Annotated in this window: 23 protein-coding genes; 11 read left to right on the top strand and 12 right to left on the bottom strand. The window is 72.2% G+C overall.

From position 1 onward, the window contains the following. Positions 1–51: 51 nt before the first annotated feature. Positions 52–1,458: an FAD-dependent oxidoreductase gene (locus Aiant_RS37630; protein WP_189331499.1), complete on the top strand. Its 1,407-nt coding sequence runs from the start codon at positions 52–54 to the stop codon at positions 1,456–1,458. 196 nt (positions 1,459–1,654) lie between these two features. On the opposite strand, the gene Aiant_RS37635 is transcribed toward Aiant_RS37630, so the two are convergent. The 3 genes from Aiant_RS37635 to Aiant_RS37645 all read right to left on the bottom strand — a co-directional run bounded on the left by Aiant_RS37635 (position 1,655) and on the right by Aiant_RS37645 (position 8,141). After that, positions 1,655–2,548 carry a class I SAM-dependent methyltransferase gene (locus Aiant_RS37635; RefSeq protein WP_189331498.1) on the bottom strand — a complete coding sequence of 298 codons (894 nt, stop codon included), beginning with the start codon at positions 2,546–2,548 and terminating at the stop codon, positions 1,655–1,657. Positions 2,549–2,602: 54 nt separating this feature from the next. Next, positions 2,603–5,251 carry a P-loop NTPase fold protein gene (locus tag Aiant_RS37640; protein ID WP_189331497.1) on the bottom strand — a complete coding sequence of 883 codons (2,649 nt, stop codon included), beginning with the start codon at positions 5,249–5,251 and terminating at the stop codon, positions 2,603–2,605. 148 nt (positions 5,252–5,399) lie between these two features. Further along, on the bottom strand, positions 5,400–8,141 hold the full coding sequence (locus tag Aiant_RS37645) for a M14 family zinc carboxypeptidase (RefSeq protein WP_189331496.1): 2,742 nt from the start codon (positions 8,139–8,141) through the stop codon (positions 5,400–5,402). Positions 8,142–8,279: 138 nt separating this feature from the next. Between Aiant_RS37645 and Aiant_RS37650 the strand changes: the two genes are divergently transcribed. The 5 genes from Aiant_RS37650 (at position 8,280) to Aiant_RS37670 (ending at position 12,313) form a co-directional block, all read left to right on the top strand. Next, complete coding sequence (locus Aiant_RS37650; RefSeq protein WP_189331495.1) at positions 8,280–8,747, top strand: Dyp-type peroxidase; 468 nt, start codon at positions 8,280–8,282, stop codon at positions 8,745–8,747. Positions 8,748–8,751: 4 nt separating this feature from the next. After that, complete coding sequence (locus tag Aiant_RS37655; RefSeq protein WP_189331494.1) at positions 8,752–8,970, top strand: hypothetical protein; 219 nt, start codon at positions 8,752–8,754, stop codon at positions 8,968–8,970. Continuing rightward, on the top strand, positions 8,967–9,563 hold the full coding sequence (locus Aiant_RS37660; protein ID WP_189331493.1) for a transglutaminase-like domain-containing protein: 597 nt from the start codon (positions 8,967–8,969) through the stop codon (positions 9,561–9,563). The genes Aiant_RS37655 and Aiant_RS37660 overlap by 4 nt, the downstream gene beginning before the upstream one ends. 123 nt (positions 9,564–9,686) lie before the next feature. After that, positions 9,687–10,508: a hypothetical protein gene (locus Aiant_RS37665; RefSeq protein ID WP_189331492.1), complete on the top strand. Its 822-nt coding sequence runs from the start codon at positions 9,687–9,689 to the stop codon at positions 10,506–10,508. Positions 10,509–10,711: 203 nt separating this feature from the next. Next, on the top strand, positions 10,712–12,313 hold the full coding sequence (locus tag Aiant_RS37670; RefSeq protein ID WP_212846639.1) for a flavin monoamine oxidase family protein: 1,602 nt from the start codon (positions 10,712–10,714) through the stop codon (positions 12,311–12,313). Positions 12,314–12,322: 9 nt separating this feature from the next. On the opposite strand, the gene Aiant_RS37675 is transcribed toward Aiant_RS37670, so the two are convergent. Together Aiant_RS37675 and Aiant_RS37680 are read right to left on the bottom strand one after the other, a co-directional pair. Further along, on the bottom strand, positions 12,323–12,823 hold the full coding sequence (locus Aiant_RS37675) for a metallophosphoesterase family protein (RefSeq protein WP_189331491.1): 501 nt from the start codon (positions 12,821–12,823) through the stop codon (positions 12,323–12,325). Between the two features lie 9 nt (positions 12,824–12,832). Next, a complete protein-coding gene (locus tag Aiant_RS37680) occupies positions 12,833–13,378 on the bottom strand; it encodes a GNAT family N-acetyltransferase (protein WP_189331840.1) in 546 nt (181 codons plus the stop codon). 50 nt (positions 13,379–13,428) lie between these two features. Here Aiant_RS37680 and Aiant_RS37685 point away from each other — a divergent pair, with 50 nt between their 5' ends. After that, positions 13,429–14,025, top strand: coding sequence for a TetR/AcrR family transcriptional regulator (locus tag Aiant_RS37685; protein ID WP_189331490.1), 597 nt, complete (start codon positions 13,429–13,431; stop codon positions 14,023–14,025). On the opposite strand, the gene Aiant_RS37690 is transcribed toward Aiant_RS37685, so the two are convergent. Continuing rightward, a complete protein-coding gene (locus Aiant_RS37690; protein WP_229830228.1) occupies positions 14,012–15,472 on the bottom strand; it encodes a cellulase family glycosylhydrolase in 1,461 nt (486 codons plus the stop codon). The two genes, Aiant_RS37685 and Aiant_RS37690, sit on opposite strands and share 14 nt — an antisense overlap. Positions 15,473–15,558: 86 nt before the next feature. On the opposite strand from Aiant_RS37690, the gene Aiant_RS37695 reads away from it, so the two are divergent. The 3 genes from Aiant_RS37695 (at position 15,559) to Aiant_RS37705 (ending at position 17,529) form a co-directional block, all read left to right on the top strand. Beyond that, positions 15,559–16,350 (top strand): metallophosphoesterase family protein, encoded by a 792-nt coding sequence (locus tag Aiant_RS37695; protein WP_189331489.1) that lies wholly within the window; start codon positions 15,559–15,561, stop codon positions 16,348–16,350. A 150-nt stretch (positions 16,351–16,500) separates the two neighbouring features. Next, positions 16,501–17,112, top strand: coding sequence for a VOC family protein (locus Aiant_RS37700; RefSeq protein WP_189331488.1), 612 nt, complete (start codon positions 16,501–16,503; stop codon positions 17,110–17,112). A 33-nt stretch (positions 17,113–17,145) separates the two neighbouring features. Further along, a complete protein-coding gene (locus Aiant_RS37705) occupies positions 17,146–17,529 on the top strand; it encodes a DUF6841 family protein (protein ID WP_189331487.1) in 384 nt (127 codons plus the stop codon). Positions 17,530–17,536: 7 nt separating this feature from the next. Here the strand turns inward: Aiant_RS37705 and Aiant_RS37710 are convergent, their stop codons facing one another. The 5 genes from Aiant_RS37710 to Aiant_RS37730 all read right to left on the bottom strand — a co-directional run bounded on the left by Aiant_RS37710 (position 17,537) and on the right by Aiant_RS37730 (position 22,219). After that, on the bottom strand, positions 17,537–18,523 hold the full coding sequence (locus tag Aiant_RS37710) for a zinc-dependent alcohol dehydrogenase family protein (RefSeq protein WP_189331486.1): 987 nt from the start codon (positions 18,521–18,523) through the stop codon (positions 17,537–17,539). Between the two features lie 54 nt (positions 18,524–18,577). Continuing rightward, complete coding sequence (locus Aiant_RS37715) at positions 18,578–18,913, bottom strand: helix-turn-helix domain-containing protein (RefSeq protein WP_212846643.1); 336 nt, start codon at positions 18,911–18,913, stop codon at positions 18,578–18,580. A gap of 36 nt (positions 18,914–18,949) precedes the next feature. After that, positions 18,950–20,011, bottom strand: a complete 1,062-nt coding sequence (locus tag Aiant_RS37720; RefSeq protein WP_189331485.1) for an alanine racemase — start codon at positions 20,009–20,011, stop codon at positions 18,950–18,952. A gap of 9 nt (positions 20,012–20,020) precedes the next feature. Further along, entirely contained in the window at positions 20,021–21,604 is a 1,584-nt protein-coding gene (locus Aiant_RS37725) for an ABC-F family ATP-binding cassette domain-containing protein (RefSeq protein WP_189331484.1), read from the bottom strand. Between the two features lie 222 nt (positions 21,605–21,826). Then, complete coding sequence (locus tag Aiant_RS37730; protein ID WP_189331483.1) at positions 21,827–22,219, bottom strand: VOC family protein; 393 nt, start codon at positions 22,217–22,219, stop codon at positions 21,827–21,829. Positions 22,220–22,282: 63 nt separating this feature from the next. Here Aiant_RS37730 and Aiant_RS37735 point away from each other — a divergent pair, with 63 nt between their 5' ends. After that, positions 22,283–23,212 carry a TIGR03619 family F420-dependent LLM class oxidoreductase gene (locus tag Aiant_RS37735; protein WP_189331482.1) on the top strand — a complete coding sequence of 310 codons (930 nt, stop codon included), beginning with the start codon at positions 22,283–22,285 and terminating at the stop codon, positions 23,210–23,212. Positions 23,213–23,261: 49 nt separating this feature from the next. Here the strand turns inward: Aiant_RS37735 and Aiant_RS37740 are convergent, their stop codons facing one another. Further along, entirely contained in the window at positions 23,262–24,146 is an 885-nt protein-coding gene (locus Aiant_RS37740) for an NAD(P)-dependent oxidoreductase (RefSeq protein ID WP_189331481.1), read from the bottom strand. Between the last annotated feature and the right edge of the window lie 23 nt (positions 24,147–24,169).

The raw sequence follows: 24,169 nt of genomic DNA on the forward strand, positions 1-24,169 counted from the left end.
TTTCGATCTCGGCGGTTATTGTGATCATTCCTTACTGCCACGGGGAGATCCATGTCTGCCGCCAGCCGTTTCGCCGCGATCACCACGTCCGAGCCGCCCACCGGCACCTCGGTGATCTTCCGTACTGCCGTCGTGCTCGGCGGCAGCGTCGCCGGCCTGATGGCCGCCCGGGTGCTCAGCGATCACGCCGACGAGGTGATCATCGTCGAGCGCGACGACCTGGCCGCGATCACCAGGTCCGACGCGGAGATCGCCGCCGACCCGATCGGCGCGGTCGGCCCGCGCCCCGGCGTGCCGCAGGGCAGCCAGGTGCACGCGCTGCTGCCGTCCGGGCAGCGGCAGCTGGAGCGGTTCTTCCCCGGGTTCGGCCGGCAGGCCCTGGACGCCGGCGCGGTCGACCCGCCGCTCGGCACCAACCGGTTCTACATGGACGGTGAGCTGCGCGAGGACCCGCCGACCGGGCCGGCCGCCCAGGCGCTGATCTCCAGCCGCCCGTTCCTGGAGGCGCTGATCCGCAACCGCGTGCTCGCCCTGCCCAACGTCCGCGCCGTCCAGGGCCGGGCCGAGGGCCTGCGGATCGAGAACGGCGTGGTGACCGGCGTCCGCTTCGAGGGCGCCGAGCAGGACGCCGACTTCGTGGTCGACGCGACCGGCCGGTCCAGCCGGCTCAGCGACTGGCTGGAGGCCGACGGCTTCCCGCGCCCGCCGATGCAGCGGATGGGGATCAAGCTCAACTACGCCACCAAGCTGTTCCGGCGCCCGGCCGACGCGCCGGTCTGGACGTGCATCTCGATCGCCAACCCGGGACCGGGCAAGGTCGCCCGGATCGGCGGCTTCACCCCGATCGAGGGGGACCGTTGGACGATGCTGGTCTCCGGTTATGCCGACGACAAGCCGGGCCGCGACGCCGACGAGTACCGGGAGCGCTGCGTCCGGGACTTCCCGGCCGAGTTCGGCCAGGTGGCGACGCAGTCCGAGGCGGCCGGTGAGGTGATCACGTACCACCAGGCGGACAGCCGGCGCCGCGACTTCCACCTGCTGCGGCGCTTCCCGTCCCGGCTGGTCGCCGCCGGCGACGCGGTGGCCTCGTTCAACCCGGTCTACGGCCAGGGGATGACCTCGGCCATGCTGCACGCCTCCTGCCTCTCCGAGTATCTGCGCGGCAACCCGGCCCTCGACCAGCCGGCGCTCTCCTACTTCGCCGACGTCAAGGTCGTCGTTGACGCCGCCTGGCAGGTCTCCACGATGGCCGACCTGGCGCTGCCGCACGTCGACGGCCCCTACCCGCGCGGCTACAAGCTGATCCAGCGGATCAGCGGCCTGATCTTCAAGGCATCGATGCGCGACCGCGCGGTCAACCTGCGGCTCGGCGAGGTCACCACGATGCTCGCCCACCCGAGCGCGCTGACCAGCCCCGGCTTCCTGCTGCGGGCCGTGGCGATCGGCGCCCGCGCCTGATCATCCCCGGACCGCGGGCCCGCGTCAGGCTCGCTTTCGGTTCGGCTCGCCGCTCTTTCGGTACGCCGTGAGCCGGCACGCCGTACCGAAAGGGTGGCCGTCGTCCCCGCCCGGCGACGAGTCCCGCCCGCCTTGCCGGCGAGCGGGACTCACACGTACCCGAAACTGGCGGACCGGAGCCGAAGCGGACCGTGCCTCAATCGGCCTTCTGGAAGTGCCAGAGCATGACCGTGGGTGTGCCGCCGAACGCCGCCGCGGTGGCGGCCGGCGTGATGCCCAGCAGCGACCAGGGCCAATGATCCCAGGCGCCGGTCTCGATGGTGTCCGGCATCGGGCCGGGCTCGTCGCCGCCGTCCGCCCAGCGGGACTCCTCGCCGGCCCGCACCCGCAGGCCGAGCGGCAGCGCGGCGCGCAGGTAGTCGGTCGGCCGGTGCCGATAGGTGCGGATGAGCCCCGGCTCGCCGTCCCCGGAGCGGACCCGGACCGGTGCGCTGAGCGCCGCCAGCTCATGATGAATGTCGGTCACCAGCAGGTGCCCGCCGGGCCGCAGGATCCGGGCGAACTCGGCGAACGGCGCCTTCAGATCCGGCAGGTGCGCCAGCGCGAGCGCGCAGGTGACCAGGTCGGCATGGTCGCCGGGGAGCGGCAGATCGTGGAGGTCGGCCTGGTGGAACTCGGCCTGCGGCACCTTGGCGCGGGCCAGCGCGAGCATCTCCGGCGAGCTGTCGACGCCGGTCACCCGGTGCCCGAGCGAGGCCAGGTACGCGGTGTGCCGCCCGGTGCCGCAGGCCACGTCCACCGCGATCCCCGGCGGCAGGGTGCCGACGATGCCGTGCACGAAGGCCTCCTCCGGCGGGAACAGCCCGTTGCCCGGCTCGTCGTAGGTCCGTGACCAGACCCGGTACCCGTCCACCGTGTCCACCGGCGGGGCGTCGGTCCCGGCCGCGCCGAGGGCGGGCTCGGCGAGCAGCCGGCGGATCTCCGCGACCCGGGCCTCGGCGAACTCCCGGTCGAAGTCCCCGCCGAAGACCCGGAGCAGCGCGACTCCCTCCAGGCCGAGCAGGTATTGCAGCGGATGCTGGTAAGCCATGGCGGTGACGCTAGGCAGCCGGGCCGGACGCTGCCAGCCATTTATGGTCGCCGATCAGATGCGGCCGGGTTGCTCGAAGCGCAGCCGCCGGACCATCTCCAGCCGGACCGACAGCTTCTCGATCGGCAGGTCCCGCCACGGCTGGTGGTGGCCGAGCCAGTCGCGCAGCGGTCCCCAGGCCGCCGCGGCCCTGCCCGCCGGCTCGTCGGCGGTGGCGCCCAGCGTCGTCGCCGAGTGCGCCGCCGCCCGGGCGAAGACGAGGTCGGCCACCGAGGACGGGCCGGCGTTGATCGCGGCGAGCAGGCAGACGACGTGCCGCTCCGGCGGGAACGCCTCGGCCGGCTTCAGCGGCGGGCGCATCGCCAGCAGCAGCTGGCAGGTGTTGACGAAGCGTTTGACCTGGCGCGGGGTGTCCCCGGCGAGCGGCGCCAGCGACTCGATGAACTCCAGGTCCGGCAGCGTGAGGGTGAGCTGGCTGGTCTCGATCCGCAGGGTGGACGAGCGCTTCCCGAGCATCAGCTTCAGCACCTCCCGCTCGTGCTCCCCGACGTGCAGGTCGGAGCCGCCGGACGGGTCCGGCCCCGCGTCGGCGCGGCTGCGCAGGCTGGCCGCGAGCAGCCCGCGGACCAGCTGCATCCGGGCCTCGGGGGTGAGCGGCTGCACCCAGTACGGCAGTTGGAAGATCTTCTCCAGGTAGTGCCGGGGCGCCGGGTGCCGGTCGTCGTCCTGACCGGTCTCGGTCAGGGCGGGGAGCTGATCGGTCAGCGCCGCGCTCAGCCACCGGGTGTCCACCGCCACCACCACGACGAACATCTCGAACGCCAGCAGCAGGTGCACCGCCTCCAGCACCTCGACCACCTTGTCCGGCGGGCAGCGGTCCAGGTCGTCGACGTAGAGCACGATCCGGTTGGGCAGGACGGTGTTGCCCTTGCCGGCGAGCAGGTCGTTGTTGTTGGCCCGCAGCTGCTCCTGGATCTCCAGCAGGTCCTGCCGGACCCGGGAGAGCAGGCCCAGCCGCCGGCGGTAGTCGGAGCTGCGCTCGTCGGCGAACTCGACGAAGACCCGGTCCGGGGTCAGCTCCTCGATCCGCCGCAGCAGCGAGGTGGCGCGCTGGAGCACGGCGTCCCGGGCGGTCTGCGCGGCGGCCAGGCGTTCCTCGGCGTCCTCGAGCTTGCGGGCGGCCTGCTCGGCGGTCTGCTCCTTCTCCGCGACCTCCCGGGCGACGTCGTCGCGGACCGCCGTCTCGGCCGCCTCCAGGTCGGTGATCACCCGCTGCGCCCAGCCGGTGGCGCCGCGGATGGCGCTGGTCGCCACCGGCACGACCGCTGCCAGTCCACCGAGCAGGGAGACCAGCGGCGGCACGTCCAGGACGGTCAGCAGCCACGCGACCAGCGGGATGAGCGCCGCGCCGAGGCTGAGCAGCACGATCCGCGACCGCTTCTGCCAGTACGGCCCGATCGGTTTGCGCAGCAGGGTCTTGGCCTCGCCCACCGCGTCCAGCAGGGCCGCCCCGTCGTGGCCGACGACGTCGAGCCGGCGTTGCGCCCAGGTCGCGCCGAACGCCTCGCGCAGCGCCCGCCGGCCCTGGTCGGCGAGCAGTTCCTCGGTCCGGGCGGGCGCGGCGTCCCGGGCGTCCCGGGCCTCGTTCTCGGCGTAGGCCAGCTCCAGCGTCGCGGTCTCGACCTCGGCCCGGCTCGCTTCGAGCTGCTCGGTGGACCGGTCGCCGCGGGTCCGCTCGGCCCGCAGCTCGGCCTCCAGCGGCCGGCGTGCGGTGTCCACCAGGTTGGTCGGCATGTCCGGGGTGCCGAGTTCGCCGAAGATGTGTTCCAGCAGGCCGGCCCAGAGGTCGCCCTGCACGTACTCCCAGGCGTTGAACTCGATCTGCCGGATCTGCTTCCAGACCGGCGCCTCCTGCTGCCCGGTCTCCCCGACCAGGTCGCCGAGCTGGTTGATCCGATCCTTGACCGCCTGCATCAGGAAGCTCTTGCCGCTGCCCCAGTCGCCGAACAGGCCGATCGCCAGCGGTGGCGTCAGGTCCCGGGAGGCCAGCAGGTAGGCGAAGGCGTCCGCCTCGGCGGCGATCCCGATCAGGTCGTGACCCGCGTCGATCCGGTCGGAGGCATAGGCCGGCAGGTCCACCGGCTGCCGCGGGTTCGCGCGGCGCAACCAGTCGCGCAGCGAGTCACCGGCCCGGGGCGCCTTGTCCGCCTCGGACCGGAGCCACCGCTCGTAGGAGTCGCGCACCGCGTCGAGGCTGTCGCCGGCCGCGGCCAAGGCGACCCTCAGCGGCGTGGTCAGCTCGGTGTCCGCGCCGAGCAGCGCGCCGAGCAGGAGGTACAGCGGAACCGGCCCGGCGGACGAGGCCGGCAGCCGGCCGACGACGAGTTCGACGGACGGGGACAGGTGGGGCGGGCCGACCAGCTTCGCGGCCTGGTGCTGCAACTGGTCCGGAGCGAGAGCCGGATAGTTCGGCGGCAGCACGTCACGCGCCGTCAGCCCGAAGTGGTCGAGCACCACGAACGCCTCGCCCGCCGCGTCCGGGTGCGCCAGCAGCAGGCCGACCAGCAGGTCGAACGGGTTCATCGCCGGACCGTCCGGGCCGATCGGCCCGCTCTCCCGGCACGCGGCGGCGGCGCCCGCCCACCGCAGCGCCCGCTGCGTGGACGCGGAGAACCGGCTGAACGTGGACGGTGGAACGGCCATCGCGGACTCCTGGCCCTGAGCAAAGGCGAGAGCCCCAGCTTGGCACCGGCTCGGCCGGAGCTCTGTCACCTGTGGGACAGCCGAGGGCTGCGGCCGGGCCGGTGCCCTCGGTGATGCCGGCCGGGGCCGGCATCACCGAGCGGCGCGGTCAGCCGGCGACCGCGCGGAGCGGGATGCCGGCCGCCTTCAGGTCGGTCACCAGGTCGCGCAGGAACGGGTGCTCGTCCGGCTGGAGGCCGTCCGGGTTGGGGATGGTGAGGTATCCGGAGCCGCCGATCACCGAGGCCGTCGCGGTGCTGGTGTACCGCCGCACCACGGCCTGGGCGCGAGCCAGGTCACCGGCGGCGACCTGGATCCGGCTAGGGCGCCACTCGCCGCCCAGGTTGGCCGGTGCCGCCTGGCCGGCGGCCGCCGCCCGGGCCGGGGCCGGGCTCGCGGCGCGCAGCGCGGACGGGGTGCCGGCCGGGGCGAGCAGCGCGTTGGCCACCAACTGCTGGCCGCTCTCCTCATATCCCCGGAACAGCGGGTTGAAGGCGAACAGCACCGCGCGCCCGGCGCCGGTCGGCTCGTCCACCACCACGGCCGTGCCCTTGAGCAGGTCCGACCCGACGGTGTAGCCGTTGTACCAGAACGTGTCGCCGCTCGGGTACGTCAGCACGTTCACGCCGGTGCTGCTCGGGGTGAGGATCGGGTCGTCGTTGTTGAACGCGAAGTCCTCGGCCGGGCGGCCGGCCCCGACCGGGCTGCTGTGGTCCACGTCGACCCGCAGGTGCGAGCCGATCACCAGGTAGTCGTCCGGCTTCGCCTTCTCGGTGGTCGAGGTGAGGCCGGCGGCCCGGGCCAGCCGGGTGCCCTCGTTGCGCAGCCCCAGGTAGGTGTGTCCCTGGGCGATCCAGGCCCGCAGGTTGGCCTGGCCGGCCGCGGTGAGCCCGCCGGTCGGGTTGCTGCCGTCCGGGACCAGCAGCACGCTGCGCCCGGTGAACGCCGGGGTGTTGTCGTTGATGTCGGCGCTGGTCACCGGCTTGAGGTCGAGACCCCACCGGCTGCCGAGCAGGTAGCGGGCCTCGCCGTAGGAGCCGGAGGTGGTGGAGATGCCGGCGCCGCGGAACAGGCCGACGTCCGGCAGCACGAGCGCGGTGCCGGTGGCGGGTTTGCGGCTCGGCGTCAGCGTGACGCCGAGGGATCGGGCGAGCCGGTCGGCGTCGCGGGAGACGGCGGCGGCCGGCACCCGGACCAGGGTGCCGTCGCGGAGCGGGGCGGCGCCCTGGCCGAGCAGGCGGAAGGTCAGGTGCGCGGCGGAGGCGGAGTCGAGCGGGTAGCTGTAGGAGCCGGTGCGGGGCGCGTGGCCTGCGGTGCCGCCCTCGATCCGCTCGACCAGGTCGGCGCGGGGCCTGACCCGGTCGCCGGTGTAGAGGGTGTCGATGCCCATCAGCAGCGGGTTGCTCCACGAGGAGACGTCGTAGAAATACGGGAACGGGACGTACGGGTCCTCGCCGAGGGTGGCCTGGATCCAGTGTTTCTGGGGCTGCTCCATCGGGATCCAGTAGGCGCCGGCCGGGACGGTGACGTTCTTCGCGGTGCGGCCGCCGAACAGGTGCGCGTCGCGTACCGTAAGCGGCTTTTTGATCTTGTAGATCTCGACGTCCATGCCGCGCAACCGCTCGACCAGGCGGCGGACGTCGCCGAGCTGGCGGTCCGGCAGCAGGAAGTAGGACTTGATCTTGATGTCCGGCACCGGGAACTGGACCGTGTTCTCCGGCTGCACCACCTCGTTGGGTTCGAGGGTGCCGGCCCGGCCCTCGGCAAGCGCGTCCGTCCAGATCTTGTAGTAGCTGGTCAACACCTCGCGCTTGTTGGCCGCGGCCCAGCCGAGCGTCGCCCACTGCGTGTTGAATTGCTGCTGCACGCGGTCCTGCACGGCCGAGGCACTGCCCTTTTCGTACGTCATGCCGGCCGCCCCGAATCCGGTCGCCGGAACGGTGTCGCCGTACCCCATGTAGAACAGGTCATAGGTGTCGTAGTTGAAGTAGCACTCGGTGGTGACCGTGTCGGTGCAGGCCCCGTTGTAGCCGAAGCCGGCCTTGTTCGCCGCGCCGATCCGGTTGATCCAGTCGACCGGCGCGCTCGCGATCTCGTGGTGGATCGGATCCGCGTTCGGCGGGAAGAAGTACTGCCGGCCGCCCATCTCGTGCGCGTCGATGAAGACCTGCGGCGGGTACTCCCGGAGCAGGTCGATCTTGCTGTCGGTCTCCGGCTGGGTGCGGGCGAACCAGTCCCGGTTCAGGTCGAAGCCGTACTCGTTCTGCCGCCGCGCTGCGTCCCGGCCGTCCGGGTTCTGGGTCGGCAGGATCACCGTGATCAGGTTGTCGTTGCGGTCCTTGACCGCGCAGGACAGCCCGGCGGCCAGCTCGTAGAGGGTCTTGAGCGAGGCGTCCGCGCCGCTGGTCTCGCCGCCGTGCACGTTCCCGGCGATCCAGACGATCGCCGGTTCGCCGGCTGCGGTGCGGCGGGCCTGCGTGGCGCCGGTACGCCGCGGGTCGCGCAGGTCGCGGATGTCGTCGAGGGTGCGCTGGGTGACCCGCTTGCCGGAGACCACCGCGTAGTTCAGCGGCTGGCCGAGGACGCTGCTGCCCATCGTGCCGGAGGTGACCCGGTTCGACGATTTGTCGACGGCGCTCAGGTAGTCGCGGATCTCGGTGTTGGTGACCACCCGCTGCTGGCCGATGCCGAGCGGGAAGCCGAGGAACTGCTCCGGGCTGGGCACGTCACCGAGGTGGGCGGCAGGGTCGCTGCTGCAAGGGGCGCCCGCGGTCGCCGGGGTGCCGGCGACTTGCGGGGTCAGGGCAGCCACCAGGAGGACTGCCAGGGCCGAGGGTTTCAGAAGTCGCACCGTGTCCCCGTTCGCTTGGCGGGAGATGACTCGAAACGATCAGCAGCCTATGGCGCTGCATTTGCGGTGGTCAATGCGCCGCTGTCGGCGTGCCGACAATGGACACCCGGACGGCGGCCGATGATCCATCGTTGCGAGGTGGACACGGAACGGCTGCTGGACACCCCGGGTGGTGTGCGTGACCTCGGCCCCGCCGGGCTGGCGAAGTGGTCGGCCCTGGTCGGCAAGGGCGGCCCGGCGGCCACGCTCACCTTCGGCATCCTGCGGCGGGGGATCGCGTACGGCCCGGCGTACGACCACGGCGACCCGGCCGCACCGGGCAACAGCGCGGAACGCGGTCTGCTGTTCCTCTGCTACCAGACCGACCTGACACAGCAGTTCGAGCTGCTCGCCCAGCGCTGGGCGAACCAGCCGGAACGCCCCCGGCAGGGCTTGGACAACGGTGTCGACCTGCTGATCGGGCGTACCCGTCCGGGCGCACCCCGCCGCGCCCGTCTGCTCGGCGGCGAGGTGTCCACGATGGCCGACTACGTGATCCCGCGCGGCGGCGCCTACCTGTTCGCCCCCTCCCTGTCCGCGATCCGGGCGCTGGCCGCGGGAGGATAGGGCGGTGACCGACGAGAGATGTCCCGGCTGCGACGGCGAGTTGCGCATGCTCGGGTTCCTGCTCTGTCTCCGCGCGGAGGACCAGAAGCGGGTCTGCCGCACGCCGGCCTGGTGCCCGCGCTGCGACCGCGCCTGGTTCCGCTGGGCGGACCGCCCCGATGACGCCCTGGAGGAGGACACCGCCGTGCCACCCGGCTTCTACCGGCGGATGGCACGCCGATGAGCGGGCCGATCCGCCTGACCGCGGAGGATCCGGCCGCCTACCTGGGCGGCGACGACATCGTCCAGACCGGCCATCCGGCGGTCCGGGCGCTGGCAGCCGAGTTGCGGGCGGCGCATCCGGACGACGGGGAGTTCGCCCGGGCCGCGTTCGAGTGGGTCCGGGACCGGATCCAGCACTCGGTCGACGTGCAGGATCCGCGGGTGACGCTCACCGCGAGCGAGGTGCTCAGCGCCGGGGTTGGGCTCTGTTATGCCCAGGCGCACCTCCTGGCGGCGGTGACCAGGGCCGGTGGCGTACCGGCCGGGCTCTGCTACCAGCGGCTGGGCGGTGACGGCGAGCCGTTCCTGCACGGCCTGGTCGCTGTTCATCTCGACGGAGGCTGGCATCGCCAGGACCCGCGCGGCAACCAGCCCGGCCACTACGCCGAGTTCCGCCTCGACCGCGAGCAGATCGCCTATCCGATCGCGCCCGGCTCGGCCGACCAGGATCTGCCCGAAGTGCACATCCGGCCCGCGCCCAGCGTGGTCACGGCCCTGCGGGGCGCGTACGACGCCCTGGACCTGTGCCGCAGCGGGCTCCCCTCGGTGCCCTGACACCCACCCGCCGCAGACGATCCGCCTCCCGCCGGTCCGCCATTGTGGTGCGACGCGCGGACATCCCCCGCCCAGCGGGGCGATCGTCCGAGAAGTTTTCGACGGAGTGAGAATGGAGACCAGGTGACCCAGGGCGGCGAGGGAGTGCCAGAGCATCTGCTCGGCTATGGACTCGATCCGAAGTGGCGAGACATGTCGGATTATCTGGTTCACTTCACCGAGAGCGAGGAAAGTCTCCTTTCCATCCTCCGAGACGGGATGATTCGTCCCGGAGGAAAGGCGTTCGGATCGGCTGCAAATCTGGAGAGTCGGCTGCGAAATCAGAAGTCCATCTGTCTCAGTGAGATCCCCGTGGACCAGTTGCATCGGCTCATGAAGCGACACGGCCGGTACGGTCTGGCCTTCACCCGAACTTTCATCCGCACCGAAGGTGGCGCGAGGGTCTGGTATCTCGATCCGGACGCACCTTCTAGGGAAGCCATCAGCAGGATGATTGGTCAGGCGATGAAGGGTGGGATCGACTCGGCGGACGAGATCTGGAAGTTGACTCCGTTCATTGATCGTGTGACGCCTGGGCACTATGAGTTCGAATGGGAGAGGGAGTGGCGAGTAATGGGAGGTTTGGTGTTCGAGCAGTCAGACATATCGTTCATCATCGTCCCGGCCGGTGCCCGGGGCAGGATCGAGCAGCTCTCCACTCCGATCCCTTACGTTTATCACGACGGCAGCGCGACTGGCTGGGTTGCGATTCCAGAGATCCTGGCTAACGAGATGGACCGGATGACAGCCGAGTTCCTGGAGAGCTTCGGTGACCCGAACGACCATCTGTCCTGGGAAAAAGGGGAGTATTTCTGGACCGTGCCTGAGTGGAGCACCACCGAGGCGGCAGAATTCCTGTTCCCACTCTGGCTTACGAGCGCCTGGAGCAGCTCATCATTCACCTGAACAAACTGAGTTATCACTGGGTGAAACTCAGCGAGTTGGCAGACCTCGGCTAGGAGGCCGGTTCTGCGGGCCGGGTGATGGAGCGGCCCCTCCGCCGAGCCGGACGCGACGGGCACGAAACGACCGCGCCACGCGAATGGAATTGATAGGTAACGATATCTTTCCAGAATCCGCGAGTGTCGAGGTTCAGGGAGGGTCGCCACATGCCCGAGCAGTCCATCGCCCAGCTGAGCCGCCGCAGCTTCCTGCGCGCGGTCGGGGTCACCGGCGGCGCCGGCACGATGTTCGCGACCATGGGTGCGCTGGGCCTGGCGCCGGCGTCCGCCGCCCCACCCCCGTTCGATCCGCCGAAGGCCTCCGACTTCCACCTCACCGGCCGCCGGCCCGGCACGGTGATCGTCCTCGGTGGCGGCATCGCCGGCCTGGTCAGCGCCTACGAGCTGGGCAAGGCCGGCTACCGGGTGACCGTCCTGGAGCCGCGCGACCGCACCGGCGGCCGCAACTTCACCGTCCGCGGCGGCGACACACTGACCGACCTGCACGGGTTCGCTCAGCGCGCCCGGTTCAGCAAGGGCCAGTACATGAACGCCGGCCCGGCTCGGATCGCCCAGTGGATGGTCACCCTCGACTACTGCCGCGAACTGGGCGTGCCGATCGAAGTGTTCACCAACAGCAACGCCGACGCGTACATCTACCACAGCTCGATGCCGGCCGGGCAGCCGATGCGCTACCGCACCGCCAAGGCCGACACCTTCGGATATGTCAGCGAGTTGCTCGCCAAGGCCACCGACCAGGGCGCCCTGGACGCCGAGTTGACCGCCGAGGACAGGGAACGCCTGATGGAGTTCCTCACCGACTTCGGCGACCTGGGCGAGACCCTGGAGTACACCGGCTCCAGCCGGCGCGGCTTCACCGCCTGGCCGGGCGAGTCCGGGGCGCCCGGCGAGATCCTCGGCGACGTGCCGTCCGCCTCCGCGGTGTTCGCCTCCGGCGTCGGCCGGCACTTCTCCTTCGAGTTCGAGTTCGACCAGGCGATGCTGATGTTCCAGCCGGTCGGCGGCATGGACCGGTTGCCGCGGGCGCTCACCCGGGCGATCGGCCCGCAGAAGATCAAGCTCGGCTGCCGTGCCACGTCGCTGACCCAGAGCGCGTCGGGCGTCAGTGTCACGTACACCGACGCCGCCGGTTGCGCCCACCTGACGACCGCCGACTACGTGATCGCCGCCATGCCCCCGCACCTGCTCACCGGGCTCACCCACAACCTCGGCGCCGACGTGGTCGCCGCCCTCACCGCGATCCGTCCGTCGTCGGCCGGGAAGATCGGCCTGGAGTACCGCTCCCGCTGGTGGGAGACCGACCACCGGATCTACGGCGGCATCACCGAGACCGACCTGGACCTGGTGCACGTGTGGCACCCGTCGTACGGCTACCACGGCGACCGGGGGGTCATGATCGGCTACTACCACTACGGCGCGACCGCCGACCGGTACTCCGCGATGTCCCCGAAGGACCGCGAGACCACCGCGGTCGCGCTCGGTGAACGCATCTACGGCGCGAAGTACCGTACCGAGCTGGACTCGTCGTTCTCCATCGCCTGGCGCGAGGTCCCGCACCTGGAGGCCGCCTGGCACAGCTTCGCCGGCAACTCGCCGCAGTCACCGATCTTCAAGCCGCTGGTCGAGCCGGCCGGCCGGGTGCTGTTCGCCGGGGACTGGCTGAGCAACATGGACGCCTGGCAGCACGGCGCCATCCTGGCCGCCCGCAAGGCGGTCACCACGCTGCACGCCCGCGCCCTGGCGAGGTAGCCGGCGGGATCACCGGTGGGGGAGGCGATGCAGGACGACGTCGGTCAGCTCGCCGCCGGCAACCGTCGCGGTCAGGTAGGTGCAGTCCGGCTGCCGGCGGCGGTCGGTCGGGGAGCCCGGGTTGAGCAGTCGCAACCCGCCCGGCGCGACGCTGTCCCAGGGGATGTGCGAGTGCCCGAAGACCAGCACGTCGGTGTCCGGGAACCGCTCGGCGCAGCGGCGCTCGCGGCCGCCGGACGGTCCGGTCTCGTGGACCACCGCGAGCCGTACGCCGCCGAGTGAGGCGCGCGCCACCTCGGGCAGCCGGGCACGCAGCGCCGGGCCGTCGTTGTTGCCGTAACACCCGATCAGCCGCGCGGCTCGGCGCTCCAGCGCGTCCAGCAGCGTCACGTCGACCCAGTCCCCGGCGTGCACCACCACGTCGGCCTCGTCGACGGCCGCCCACAGCGGTGGTGGCAGGTCCCGGGCCCGTTTCGGGACGTGGGTGTCGGAGATCAGCAGCAGTCGCACCGGTCCAGCCTAGGGCCGGGAGGGTGCTCGCCACTCCGGCGCGAGGACGGACCAGACCTGCTTGTCGTAACGGACGCCGCGGAACGGCCAGGCCTCGCGGCGTACCCCTTCCAGGGTCATGCCGAGGCGTTTGGCGACCGCGGCGCTGCGTTCGTTGTCGGCGCGGCAGTGCCACTCCGCGCGGTGCAGCCCGCGCACCGTGAAGGCCCAGTCCAGCAGCACCCCGCAGGCCTCGGTGATCAGTCCGTGTCCCTCGGCGGACGGCTCCAGCCAGCAGCCGAGCTCGCACCAGCCGCCCGCCGCGTCGAACGCCACGAACATCACGCCGCCGACCAGCACCCCGTCCCGCCGGATGCCGTAGAGCCGGGCCCCGTCGGCGGCCTGCCGATCGGCGTAGCGCCGCAGGGTGGCGCTGACGTCCGCGCCGATGAAGCTCGCGCCGACCCACGGGCGGATGTGCTCGCGGGCCCGGTCCAGGTGCGCGGCGAACTCCTCGGCGTGCCAGACCTCCAGCGGCGCGAGGTGGGCGCCGGAGCGCAACGGCAGGGAAAACACGGGCACCTCCCATTCACATAACAAGCGTTGTGAGAATGTACCGTGACAGCATGCCACGCACCAAGGGAGATCACGAGGCCCGCCGCCGCGACGTCTCGGAGGCGGTCTGGCGGGTCCTGGCCACCCGGGGGTTCGCCGGTCTCACCCTGCGCGCCGTCGCCGCCGAGCTGAGCGCGACCACCGGCCTGCTGACCCACTACTTCCCGACCAAGCAGGCCCTGGTCGCCCATGCCCTGGACATCCTGGAGCGGCGCACCATGTCGCGCCCCCGCCGCCACACGGGCGAGGGCCTGACCGCGCTCCGGGACGCCCTGCTGGACATCCTGCCGCTGACGCCCGAGGCCACCGACAGCAACCGGATCTGGGTCTCCTCCTGGGACACCGCCCTCTCCGAGCCGGACCTGAGCAGCGACTATGCCCGCAAGTACGCCGCCGGCCGGCACCGGCTGCGCGAGCGGGTCGCCGCCGCCCAGGAGCTCGGCGAGCTACCGCCCGGCGACCCGGAGCGGATCGCGTCCGCCGCCCAGGCGTTCGTCCTCGGCCTGGTGGTGCAGTCCCTGTTCGACCCGGCGGCGTACCCGCCCGAGCGGCAGGTCGAGCTCCTGGACGACTACCTGGCCACGCTGCGGCCGCTCAGTCCAGCGTGACGTCGTCGTACCAGACGGTGCCGGCGTTGTCGCCGGACTTGAGGTGCAGCTGGAGGCCGGCCGCGCCCGGGGGAGCGACCCCGATCACCGACAACCGGGTCCAGTCCGTCGTGCCGCCCGGCAGCCGGTCCGACACGTCCTGGCCGATCCAGTGCCCCTCGGCGTCGAACCAGCTCAGCGCGATCTCGGTGGTCCCGGTGGCGTCCTCACCGCGGGCCCACGCCGTCGCGCGCCAGAACTGGCCGCTCTGGATCGGCGTGATCGGGGAGATCCGCAGCGACGGCAGGCCGCGCCGGTCCCGGCCGGTGCCGGAGAACCGGACCGACCGGACGCCGTCGTGCGCGATCTCGTCGGTGGGCTCGGCGACGCCGTACCCGGGCAGGTTGTCGCGCCACGGCGAGTCGGCCGGGTCCGCCTCGAAGCTGAGGTCGAGCACGTCGGCGGCCGTGTCGATACCGGACCAGGCGGCCCGGACCACCGCGGCGGCCGGTTTCGGGGTGCCGTCGGTGCGGAACAGGCCGTACCGGTACTGCGCCGGCATCAGCGAGACCGCCGCGTTGCTCGGGATCGCGCCGTCGGCGAAGTCGGTGAGCGTCCACGGTGCCACCGACTCCACCCCGGCGGTCGCGGCCGCCCGGAACACCCGGGCGAGATAAGCGGCCTGCTCGCCGGGGCTGCTCGCGGCCGTGCTCAGCCCGGTCTCGCCGATCACCACCGGGTCCGGCGCGACCGCGGCGCGGGCCTCTTCGATCTCGGCGAGCGCCTGTTCGGACGGTCCGTAGAAGTGGTAGTCGTAATAGTCCAGCGGGGTGTCCGCCAGTTCCTCCTTGAGCCGGGCCAGGCCGCCCGGTCCGCTGTTCACCGAGACGGTGAGCGGCATGTCCGGGGCGGTCTCCCGGACCGCCGGGATGAGCCGGCGCACCCAGCGGACCGCCGGCTCGTCGTCCGGCGCCAGCTCGTTCTTCAGCTCCACGGTGAGCACCCGCGGGTCGTCGGCGTACCGGCCGATCACCGCGTTCGCCCAGGTGGCGCTGCCGCGCGCGTTCTTGTACGCGGACCACCAGTCGAACAGGGTGAGCTTCACGGTCATCCCGTGCGAGTCCGCGATGCTGACGAACTTGTCCAGCTTGGCGAGGTAGTCCGGGTCCGGCTCGGGGAAGCCGAAGACCCGCGGGAACACCACCACGCGCACGTTGTTCGCGCCCAGCTCGGCGGCCCGGGCCAGGTCGTCGTCGACGCGTACCGGGTCGAACCGGGTCCACATGGCCGACCAGCCGGCGTCCGACGGGTAGTAGTTGATGGTCCGCGCGGTGCGGACCGCGGCGAGCCGGTCGGCCAGGCCGGCTCCGGGATCGGCGGCGGCCGGCGCCGAGGGCGCCAGCACGCCGGCGGCCAGCAGGCAGGTCAGGGCCACGGCACGGCTTTTCGAGATACGACGTCCGGTCACGACCTCCGCTTCGGCCGCGTCCCGATCACCGGCGAGTTCAGACCGGTTGCAGCCGGGGGTTAGTCCGGTGTCCTTAAGATTTGCGGGTGCCCGACCGCATCGCGCTGATCTCCGACGTCCACGGCAACCTGACCGCGCTCGAGGCAGTGCTCGCCGACATCGACGCCCGCGGCATCGAGCAGATCTACAACCTCGGCGACTACGTCGGCAAGGGCCCGCGCGGCCGCGAGGTGATCGAGCTCTGCCGCCGGCGCTGCACGGTGCACATCCGCGGCAACTGGGACGACTTCCTGCCCGACCCGGCCCGCACCGAGGACAGCGAGGGCCTGGCATGGTGGCTCGCCCAGCTCGGCGAGGGGCAGGGCGAGTGGCTGCGCTCGCTGCCGTTCTGCCACGACTTCCGGCTCAGCGGGCGGCAGGTCCGGCTCTTCCACGCGTCGGCGACCAGCGTCCACCACCGGGTCCGCTTCGACCACGACGAGGCCCAGTTCACCGGCATGTTCGCCAACACCGAGGCGACCGGCGCCACCCATCCGGAGCCCACCGTCGTCGGTTACGGCGACACCCACGACCCGTTCTACGAGGTCGGTCCGGGCGGCCGCACCCTGTTCAACACCGGCAGCGTCGGCAACTCGATGGACGATCCCACCCCGGTCTACACCATCCTCGAGGGCGTCCTCGGCAGCCCGGACCCGGCTCCCTTCGGCATCCAGTTCGTCCGGGTGCCCTACGACAGCGAGGCCGAGATCGCCGTCGCGACCGGGATGGGCATGCCGGAACTCGACGGTTACGTCTCGGAGATCCGCCACGGCCTCTACCGCCGCAAGACCGCCCCGACCTATCACCGTCAGGCACGGTCCGCTGCCGCTTCCGCTTAGACCGGTTTTCGGTACGCCCGGAGCCGTCCCCAGGGGCCGCCCCGGGAGTCGACCAGTGGCTTCCACGGGGGTGACCGGGGTGCCGGGCGCGGCAGAGTGGTCCCCGTGAGGCCGGAACGACCGTCCGGCCCAGAGGGGGAGGAACCGACGATGGTGGACTTCAAGGTGGAGATCGTGGTCCTGCCGGTGGCCGACGTGGACCGGTCCAAGGACTTCTTCGGCAGGCTGGGCTGGCGGGTGGACGTCGACTTCCGCGGCCCCGACGGGTTCCGCGTCGTGCACATCACCCCGCCCGGCTCGGCCGCGTCGATCATCATCGGCAGCGGGGTGACCGAGGCCGAGCCCGGTTCGGCGCGGGGCGTCGTGCACTTCGTGGTCGACGACATCGAGGCGGCCAGGGCCGACCTGATCGCGCACGGTGCCGAGGTCAGCGAGGCGTTCCACGACGCGGGCGGCGTGTTCCACCACGCCGGCACGATCGACCGGGTGCCCGGCCCGCACCCGGAGCGGCAGTCGTACGGCTCGTTCGCGTCGTTCACCGACCCGGACGGCAACGTGTTCTTCATGCAGGAGGTCACCTCCCGCCGCCCGGGCCGGATCAGCCACGTCGTCTACGGCTCGGTCGCCGAGCTGGAGCGGGCGCTGCGCGACGCGGCCACGGCGCACGGCAAGCACGAGGCGCAGGAGCTGGGCGGCAAGTACGACGAGGACTGGCCGGCCTGGTACGCCGAGCACATGGCCAAGGCCGCCGGTCTGCTCTGATCCGTCACCCGCACCTCGCGGTAGGTTCGTTCCGTGGACGATGTGGCCGGATGGTTCGACGAGTACCTCGCGGCCTTCATGGCCTGTGCCCGCCGCGAGCGGGACGTCGCCGTGCTGCTCGACTACTACGCCGTCCCGCTCCTGGTCACCACCGCGGTCGGCGCGTTCCCGCTGATGACCGCCGACGAGGTCACCGGGCTGCTGGACCAGCAGGTCGCGACCCTGTGGGACGCGTCCTACGCCCGCACCGAGCTGGTGACCTCAAGGGTGACGGTGCTGAACTCGACGTCCGCGCTCGTCGACGGCACGTTCTCCCGGCAGCGCGGTGACGGCACCGAGATCGACCATCCCACGGTGACGTACCTGATCGCGGACAGTCCGGCAGGCCGCCGCATCCATGTGCTGGCGGCCCACTGACGGGTGCTCAGACCGTGACGACGATCTTGCCGACGTGGTCCGAGGCGGCCAGGTAACGGTGCGCCTCGGCGATCTCGGTGAGGTCGAAGGTGCGGTCCACGACCGGGGTGAACGAGCCGGACGTCAGCCCCGCGGTGACGAAGGCGACCGCCCGCCGCAGCCGGTCCGGATCCGTGGTGATCTCGTGCAGCGTGTAGGTGCGGGTGGACAGTGCCGGGTAGGACCGCGCGTTCGGCAGCGGGGTGGGCCGCGGATCCAGCGCGCCGTAAACGACCAGGCTGCCGCCGGGCGCGATGCCCTGCGCGATGGTCTCCACGCCCGGCCCGGCGACCGGGTCGAAGGCCAGCCGCACGCCCGCCCCGCCGGTGATCTCCTTGATCCGGGCCGGCAGATCCTCCGCGCCGGTGACGATCACGTGCGCCGCGCCGGCGTCCAGCAGCCGCTGCCGCTTGGCCGCCGAGCGGGTGGTGGCGATCGGGACCGCGCCGACGTGCCGGGCGATCTGCAGGGCCGCCTGCCCGACGCTGCTGGCGGCCGCGGTGATCAGCACGTGGTCGCCGGGCCGCACCTCGCCGCTCTCGGCCAGCGGCCCGTAGGCGGTGATGTAGGCCATCCAGACCGCCGCCGCGGTGACCGGATCGACGCTCGCGGGCCGGGTGACCACCGCCGAGGCCGGGACGATCACCTGGTCACCGTAGGTGCCGTAGTCGTTGAGCGAGAAGGCGGGCACGACCGCGACCGGATCGCCCGGCGCGAAGCCGGTCACGTCCGGGCCGACCGCGTCGATCAGGCCGGCCGCCTCGTAACCCAGCGTCGACGGGAACCGCGGCGTCAGGAAGTAGTCGCCCTCGCGAAACATGATCTCCGCCCGGTTCAGACCGATGGCCTGCACCCGGATCCGCACCTCGCCCCTTTTCGGTACGCCCGGAGCAACGTCCCGCAGAGCCAGCACCTCGGGCCCGCCGAGCCGATCGAACTGCACGATTCTCGCCATGCGCCCGACGCTAGCCCGAAGTTCAATAGCGGTCAAACTTTGACGGCGATCGGATTATGTACCGTCGCCCTCGGCCGCCACGACCGAGGTGAGCAGCCCGGGAAAGCGGGACTCCAGCTCGTCGGCGCGCAGCGTGTTCAGCTTCGTGGTGCCCGCGTAGGACTGCCGGATCACGCCGGCCTCCCGCAGCACGGCGAAGTGGTGGGTCAGCGTCGAGTCGGACACCGAGGTCCGGAACGAGCCGCAGGCCATCCCGGCGCCGGCGGCGGCCAGCTGGGCGACTATCGAGCGGCGCACCGGATCGACCAGAGCCTCCAGGAGCTGCTGGAGCGAGACCTCGGCGACGGCGGGATGCTCGATGGTCCGGGCGGCGGCGCGAGGTCGGGGCACGACGACAACTCTACGACCCGGGCGCCCCGGGCCGGCTCACGTGTTGGCGCCCCGGGCCGCCACCGCCCACCGGTCGACCTGCTCACCGTCCGACACGACGATCAGCTCGTCGGCCAGGTTGACGGTCGCGCAGACGTGATTCGGAACCACCCGGAGGACGTCGCCGAGCCGGGGGACCGGGACGTCGTCCGGGAAGGTCACCGTGGCGTGGTGCTCGGACAGCGCGGTGATCCGGGCGTCGGGGTGGCCGAGCAGGCGGCCGAAGCCGGTCGCCCAGGCCTGCCGGTCGGCGCCGAGCACCTTGCTGCCCGCGTCCAGGATCACCCGCGGGCCGGAGCGGCTGACCACGGTGGACGCCACCGTCAGGGCGACCTCGCCCCAGCCGCAGCTGCCGAGCTCGACCTGCTGGGCGTCGCCGAAGACGTAGACACCGGGACGCAGCTCGGTGAGCGGATCCGCGCCGCTGAACGTGACGGTCGGCGTGGAGCCACCGCTGCGCACCCCGGCGTCCAGTCCCTTGGCGGACACCGACTCGGCGGCGAGGGCCAGGGCGGTCGCCTCGTCCTCGGCGGCCGGGCGCTGCCGCCCCGGTCCGTAGGCGTGACCCGGGAACGTGAACACCCCGCGTACCCGCAAACCGGCCTGATCCGCGGCGACCGCGACCTCGCCCGCGGACCGTGGGCCGACGCCGCTGCGGTGATGCCCGCTGTCCACCTCGACCAGCACCTCGAGCCCGGGCACCGCCCGGGCGAGGGCCTCCGCGCTCGCCGCGGAGTCGATGCCGACCCGCAGCGCCACCCGCCCGGCCAGGGCTCGCAGGCGGGCGGCACGCTGCGGCGACGGCCAGATCGGGTACGCGATGAACAGATCGTCCAGCCCGCCGTCCGCGAACACCTCCGCCTCGCTGATCGTCGCCACCGTGAGTCCGCCCGCGCCCAGCTCGACCTGGCGGCGGGCGATCTCCACGCACTTGTGCGTCTTGGCGTGCGGCCGCAGCGCGAGCCCGCGCCCGGTGGCCCCGGCGGCCATCGCACGCAGGTTGCGCTCCAGCACCCCGGCGTCCACGGTCACGCACGGCGTCGGCAGATCAGCGAGCACAGCGGCCTCCTACGTCGTCGTCAGGCGGCCCGCCTCCAGGCGGAGCCGGCGGGTGATCCCGATCCCGGCCAGGAACCGTTCGTCGTGGCTGACCACCACGAACGCCCCCTGATAGGCCGCCAGCGCCGCCTCCAGCTGGGCCACGCTGTCCAGGTCGAGGTTATTGGTCGGCTCGTCGAGCAGCAGCAGCTGCGGCGCCGGCTCGCCGAACAGCACGCACGCCAGCGTGGCCCGCAACCGCTCGCCGCCGCTGAGCACCCGGACCGGCAGGTGCGCCCGCGAGCCCCGGAACAGGAACCGGGCCAGCAGGTTCATCCGCTCCGTGTCCGGCAGCGCGGGCGCCCAGGACGCCAGGTTCTCGGCGACGGTCCGGTCCGGGTCGAGCAGGTCGAGACGCTGGGACAGGTACGCCACCCGGTGCGCGGTGTCCGCCCCGGCGATCATCCGCAGCAGCGTGGACTTGCCGGCGCCGTTCGGCCCGACCAGGGCGATCCGTTCCGGCCCGCGGATGTCCAGGTCGAGGCCGGCACCGGCGAAGACGGGCGTTCCGGCGTACGCGATCTGCATCCCGGATCCGCGGAAGACCGTGCGTCCCGCCGGAACCGTGGTCCCGGGCAGCTCCAGGACGATCGTGTCGTCCTGCCGCGCCGCCCGGGACGCCTGGTCGTAGCGGGCGCGCGCCTCGCCGACCCGGTTCGCGTGCGTCTCGTTCGACTTGGCGGCGGACACCTGCGCGTCGCGTTTCAGCCCGCCGGCGACGATCCGGGCCAGCCCGGCGTCGCCCAGGTTGCGGGCGGCGTTCGAGGCTCGTTTCGCCGCGCGCTCGCGGGCCTGCTGCATCTCGCGTTTCTGCCGCCTGAGGTCCTGCTCGGCGCTGCGGACCTCCCGCTCGGCGGCCTCCTGCTCCGCCTCGCGCGCCTGGTGATAGGCGCTGAAGTTCCCGCCGTACCAGCGGATCGTGCCGTGGTCGAGGGCGGCGATCCGGTCCATCTCGTCGAGCAGCGCGCGGTCGTGGCTGACCACCAGCAGGCACCCGGACCAGGAGCGGAGCACCTCGGTGAGCCGCTCGCGGGCCGGGCCGTCCAGGTTGTTGGTCGGCTCGTCGAGCAGCAGCGCGTCGGGGCGTTTCAGCAGCTGGGCGGCGAGACCCAGGGAGACGGCCTGGCCGCCGCTGAGGGTGCCCAGCGGCCGGTCCAGGTCGATCCCGCCGAGCCCGAGCCGGTCCAGCTCGGCGCGGGTGCGCTCCTCGACGTCCCAGTCGGTGCCGATCGTGGTGAAGTGCTCCTCGGCCGCGTCGCCGGACTCGATGGCGTGCAGCGCGGCCAGGATCCGGTCGACGCCGAGCACCTCGGCGACGCTCTGCCCGGCGACGAACGGCAGGTGCTGGGGGAGGTAACCGAGCACGCCGTCGACGGCAACGCTGCCGCCGGTCGGGTGCAACTCGCCGGCGATCAGGCGGAGCAGGGTGCTCTTGCCGGCGCCGTTCGCGGCGACCAGGCCGGTGCGGCCCTCGGGCACGCTGATCGACAGGTCGTCGAAGACCGGGGTGTCATCCGGCCAGGAAAAGGACAGACTGGTGCAAATGATAGACATGCGGAAACCTCGCGAGCGCCTGAGAAATGTCCGGGAACGACGACATGGGCCACGCGGACGGCGCTCTTATGAACGCGTCGGTGGCCGCAGCGGGGGATTCACCCTGAGATGTCGTCGTCCACGGACATGGCTGCTCCGATCTGCGAGTCGCTGACGATGGTAGCGGGTTCGCCAGCCGCCGTGACGCCTCGCCGCGACCGGGGGCGGACCTCGGCGCTCGGCTCACGCCGGGCCGAGCAGGTCCCACTGGTTTCCGGCGATGTCCAGGAAGACGGCGACCCGGCCGTAGGGTTCGGCTCGCGGGGGCCGGGTGAAGGTGACGCCGGCGTCGAGCAACCGCTGGTGGACCGTCTCGAAGTCGTCGACCCGGAGGAAGAAGCCGACCCGGCCGGCGGTCTGCGCCCCCACCGCGGTCCGCTGGCGCTCACCGTCGGCGCGGGCGAGCAGCAGCCCGGTCTGCGCACCCGGCGGGCGGACCACCACCCAGCGCTTGGGCCGCCCGTCGGTGGTCGTCGACGGGGAGTCCTCGACGAGCGTGAAGCCGAGCAGCCCGGTGAAGAACTCGATCGCCGGGTCGTACTCGTCGACGATCAGGGTGACCAGGTCGATGTGCATCCGCACACCCTAACCGTGAAGATCGGGCTCCTCTGTGGATCGCCGGCGGATAGGCTGCGCGGCATGCGGCTCGGTGTGAACCTTCCCCAGACCAACAAGTACGACCTGGCGCGTGACGTCACCGAGTTCGCCAAGGCGGCCGAGGAGATCGGTTACGACAGCCTCTGGGCCTACGAGCGGATTCTCGCGCCGGTGGACAGCAGCGGGCCGCACGGCCTCTACGGGGTCCCCGATCTGCCCTGGCCGGACAGTTACTCGCACACCACGGACGCGCTGGTCACGCTGACCCTGGCGGCCGCCGTGACCAGCCGGGCCGAGCTGGGCACCGGGGTGCTGGTCCCGGGCCTGCACCTGCCGTTCCGGCTGGCCCGCAGCCTGGCCGCGCTGGACGCGGCGTCCGGCGGCCGGGTGATCGCCGGGCTGGGCAGCGGCTGGTCGATCGACGAGTTCGCGGCCACCGCGCCGCGGCCGATCGCCGAGCGGGGCGCCGCGCTGGACGAGTTCCTGGACGTCGCGGCGGCGGCCTGGGGACCCGACCCGGTCACCTTCGCGAACGAGCGGTACCGCGTCGCCCCGAGCCACGTGAACCCGAAACCGGCCCGCCGGGTCCCGATCTTCCTGGCCGGCGGCAACCGGACCGCGCTGTCCCGGATCGTGCGGCGGGCCGACGGCTGGCTGCCGACGGCGATCCCGCCGCGCCAGGTCGGCGAGGTCCTCGCCGGGCTGCGGGCGCAGGCGGCCGAGGAGGGCCGGGATCCCGCGTCGATCAGCTGCATCTTCCAGCTGGGTGTCCGCGATCTCGACGAGGTTCCGTCCGCGGGTCGCCGGCCGTACACCGGCAACGCGGCGCAGATCGCCGAGGACCTGGTCGCGCTCGCCGAGGCCGGCGTCGATCATGCCTACGTGACGCTCACGTCGGTGGCCGACGACCTCGACGGCCTGATCACGGTGGCGCGGAGGCTGCACAAGGAGGCCCGCGCGGCGGGAGTCTGAGGGCACGCCGGCACCGTCGGCGGAGCTGTGGGCGTACCGAAAATCGGTTTTACTCGGACATGGCGCCGGTGAGCCGGGCATAGCCCTGGTCGCCGTGCCCGGCGGCGATCGCCCGGCCGACGATCGTCGCCAACGCGCGCAGCGGCCCGTCGTCGAGGCCGCTCGCGGCCGTCGCCTCGATCAGGTGCTCCATGGTTGACGACATCGAGGCGAGGTTCGAGATCGGCGCCGGGAAACGGCCCTCGGTGAGCTGCTCCGCGAACCTGTCGATCTGGTCGGTGAGCAGCCCGCCGATGCCCCGGGCCAGCGGCGCGAAGGCGCGCGGCTCGATCTTCTCGGCGGCTGCCAGGGCGAAGGCGTGTGCCACCCCGCCGACCGCCGTGGCGAACAGGTCGAGCAGCGCGATCTCGTAGCCGGCCGCCGCGCCCGGATCGGTCCCGACGAACCTGGTGTTCGGGGCGAGCGACGCCGACACCGGCCGGATCCGCTCGAACAGCGACTCCGGGCCGCTGTACAGAATGGACGCGGCCGGTGTGCCGATCGTGGGCGCGGGCGTGAGGATGGCGCCGTCGAGGTAGGGCAGCGATCGCTCGGCGGCCCAGGCCGCCATGTCCCGCGCCTCGCCGGCGTGCCCACTCGTCAGGTTCACCAGCACGGTGCCGGACCAGTCGTCCACCTCGGCGAGGACGGACGCGAGAGCGCGGTGGTCGAGCACGCAGCAGATGACGACCGACGCCCGGCGGACGGCCTCGGCCGGGTGCGGCGCCGGTGACGCGCCGCGATCGACGAGCGGGCCGCCGCGGCTCGCGGTCCGGTTCCAGATCACGGTCGGATGGTGGGCGCGGAGGAGCGCGGTGGCCAGGGCCCGGCCCATCGGGCCGAGACCGAGGACGGCGACGGTTTCTTTCGGCACGGATTCTTTCGGTACGGACATGGCCGCGACGCTAGACGTTGACG

The organism is Actinoplanes ianthinogenes (genome assembly GCF_018324205.1).
GTDB classification, from domain to species: Bacteria; Actinomycetota; Actinomycetes; order Mycobacteriales; family Micromonosporaceae; genus Actinoplanes; species Actinoplanes ianthinogenes.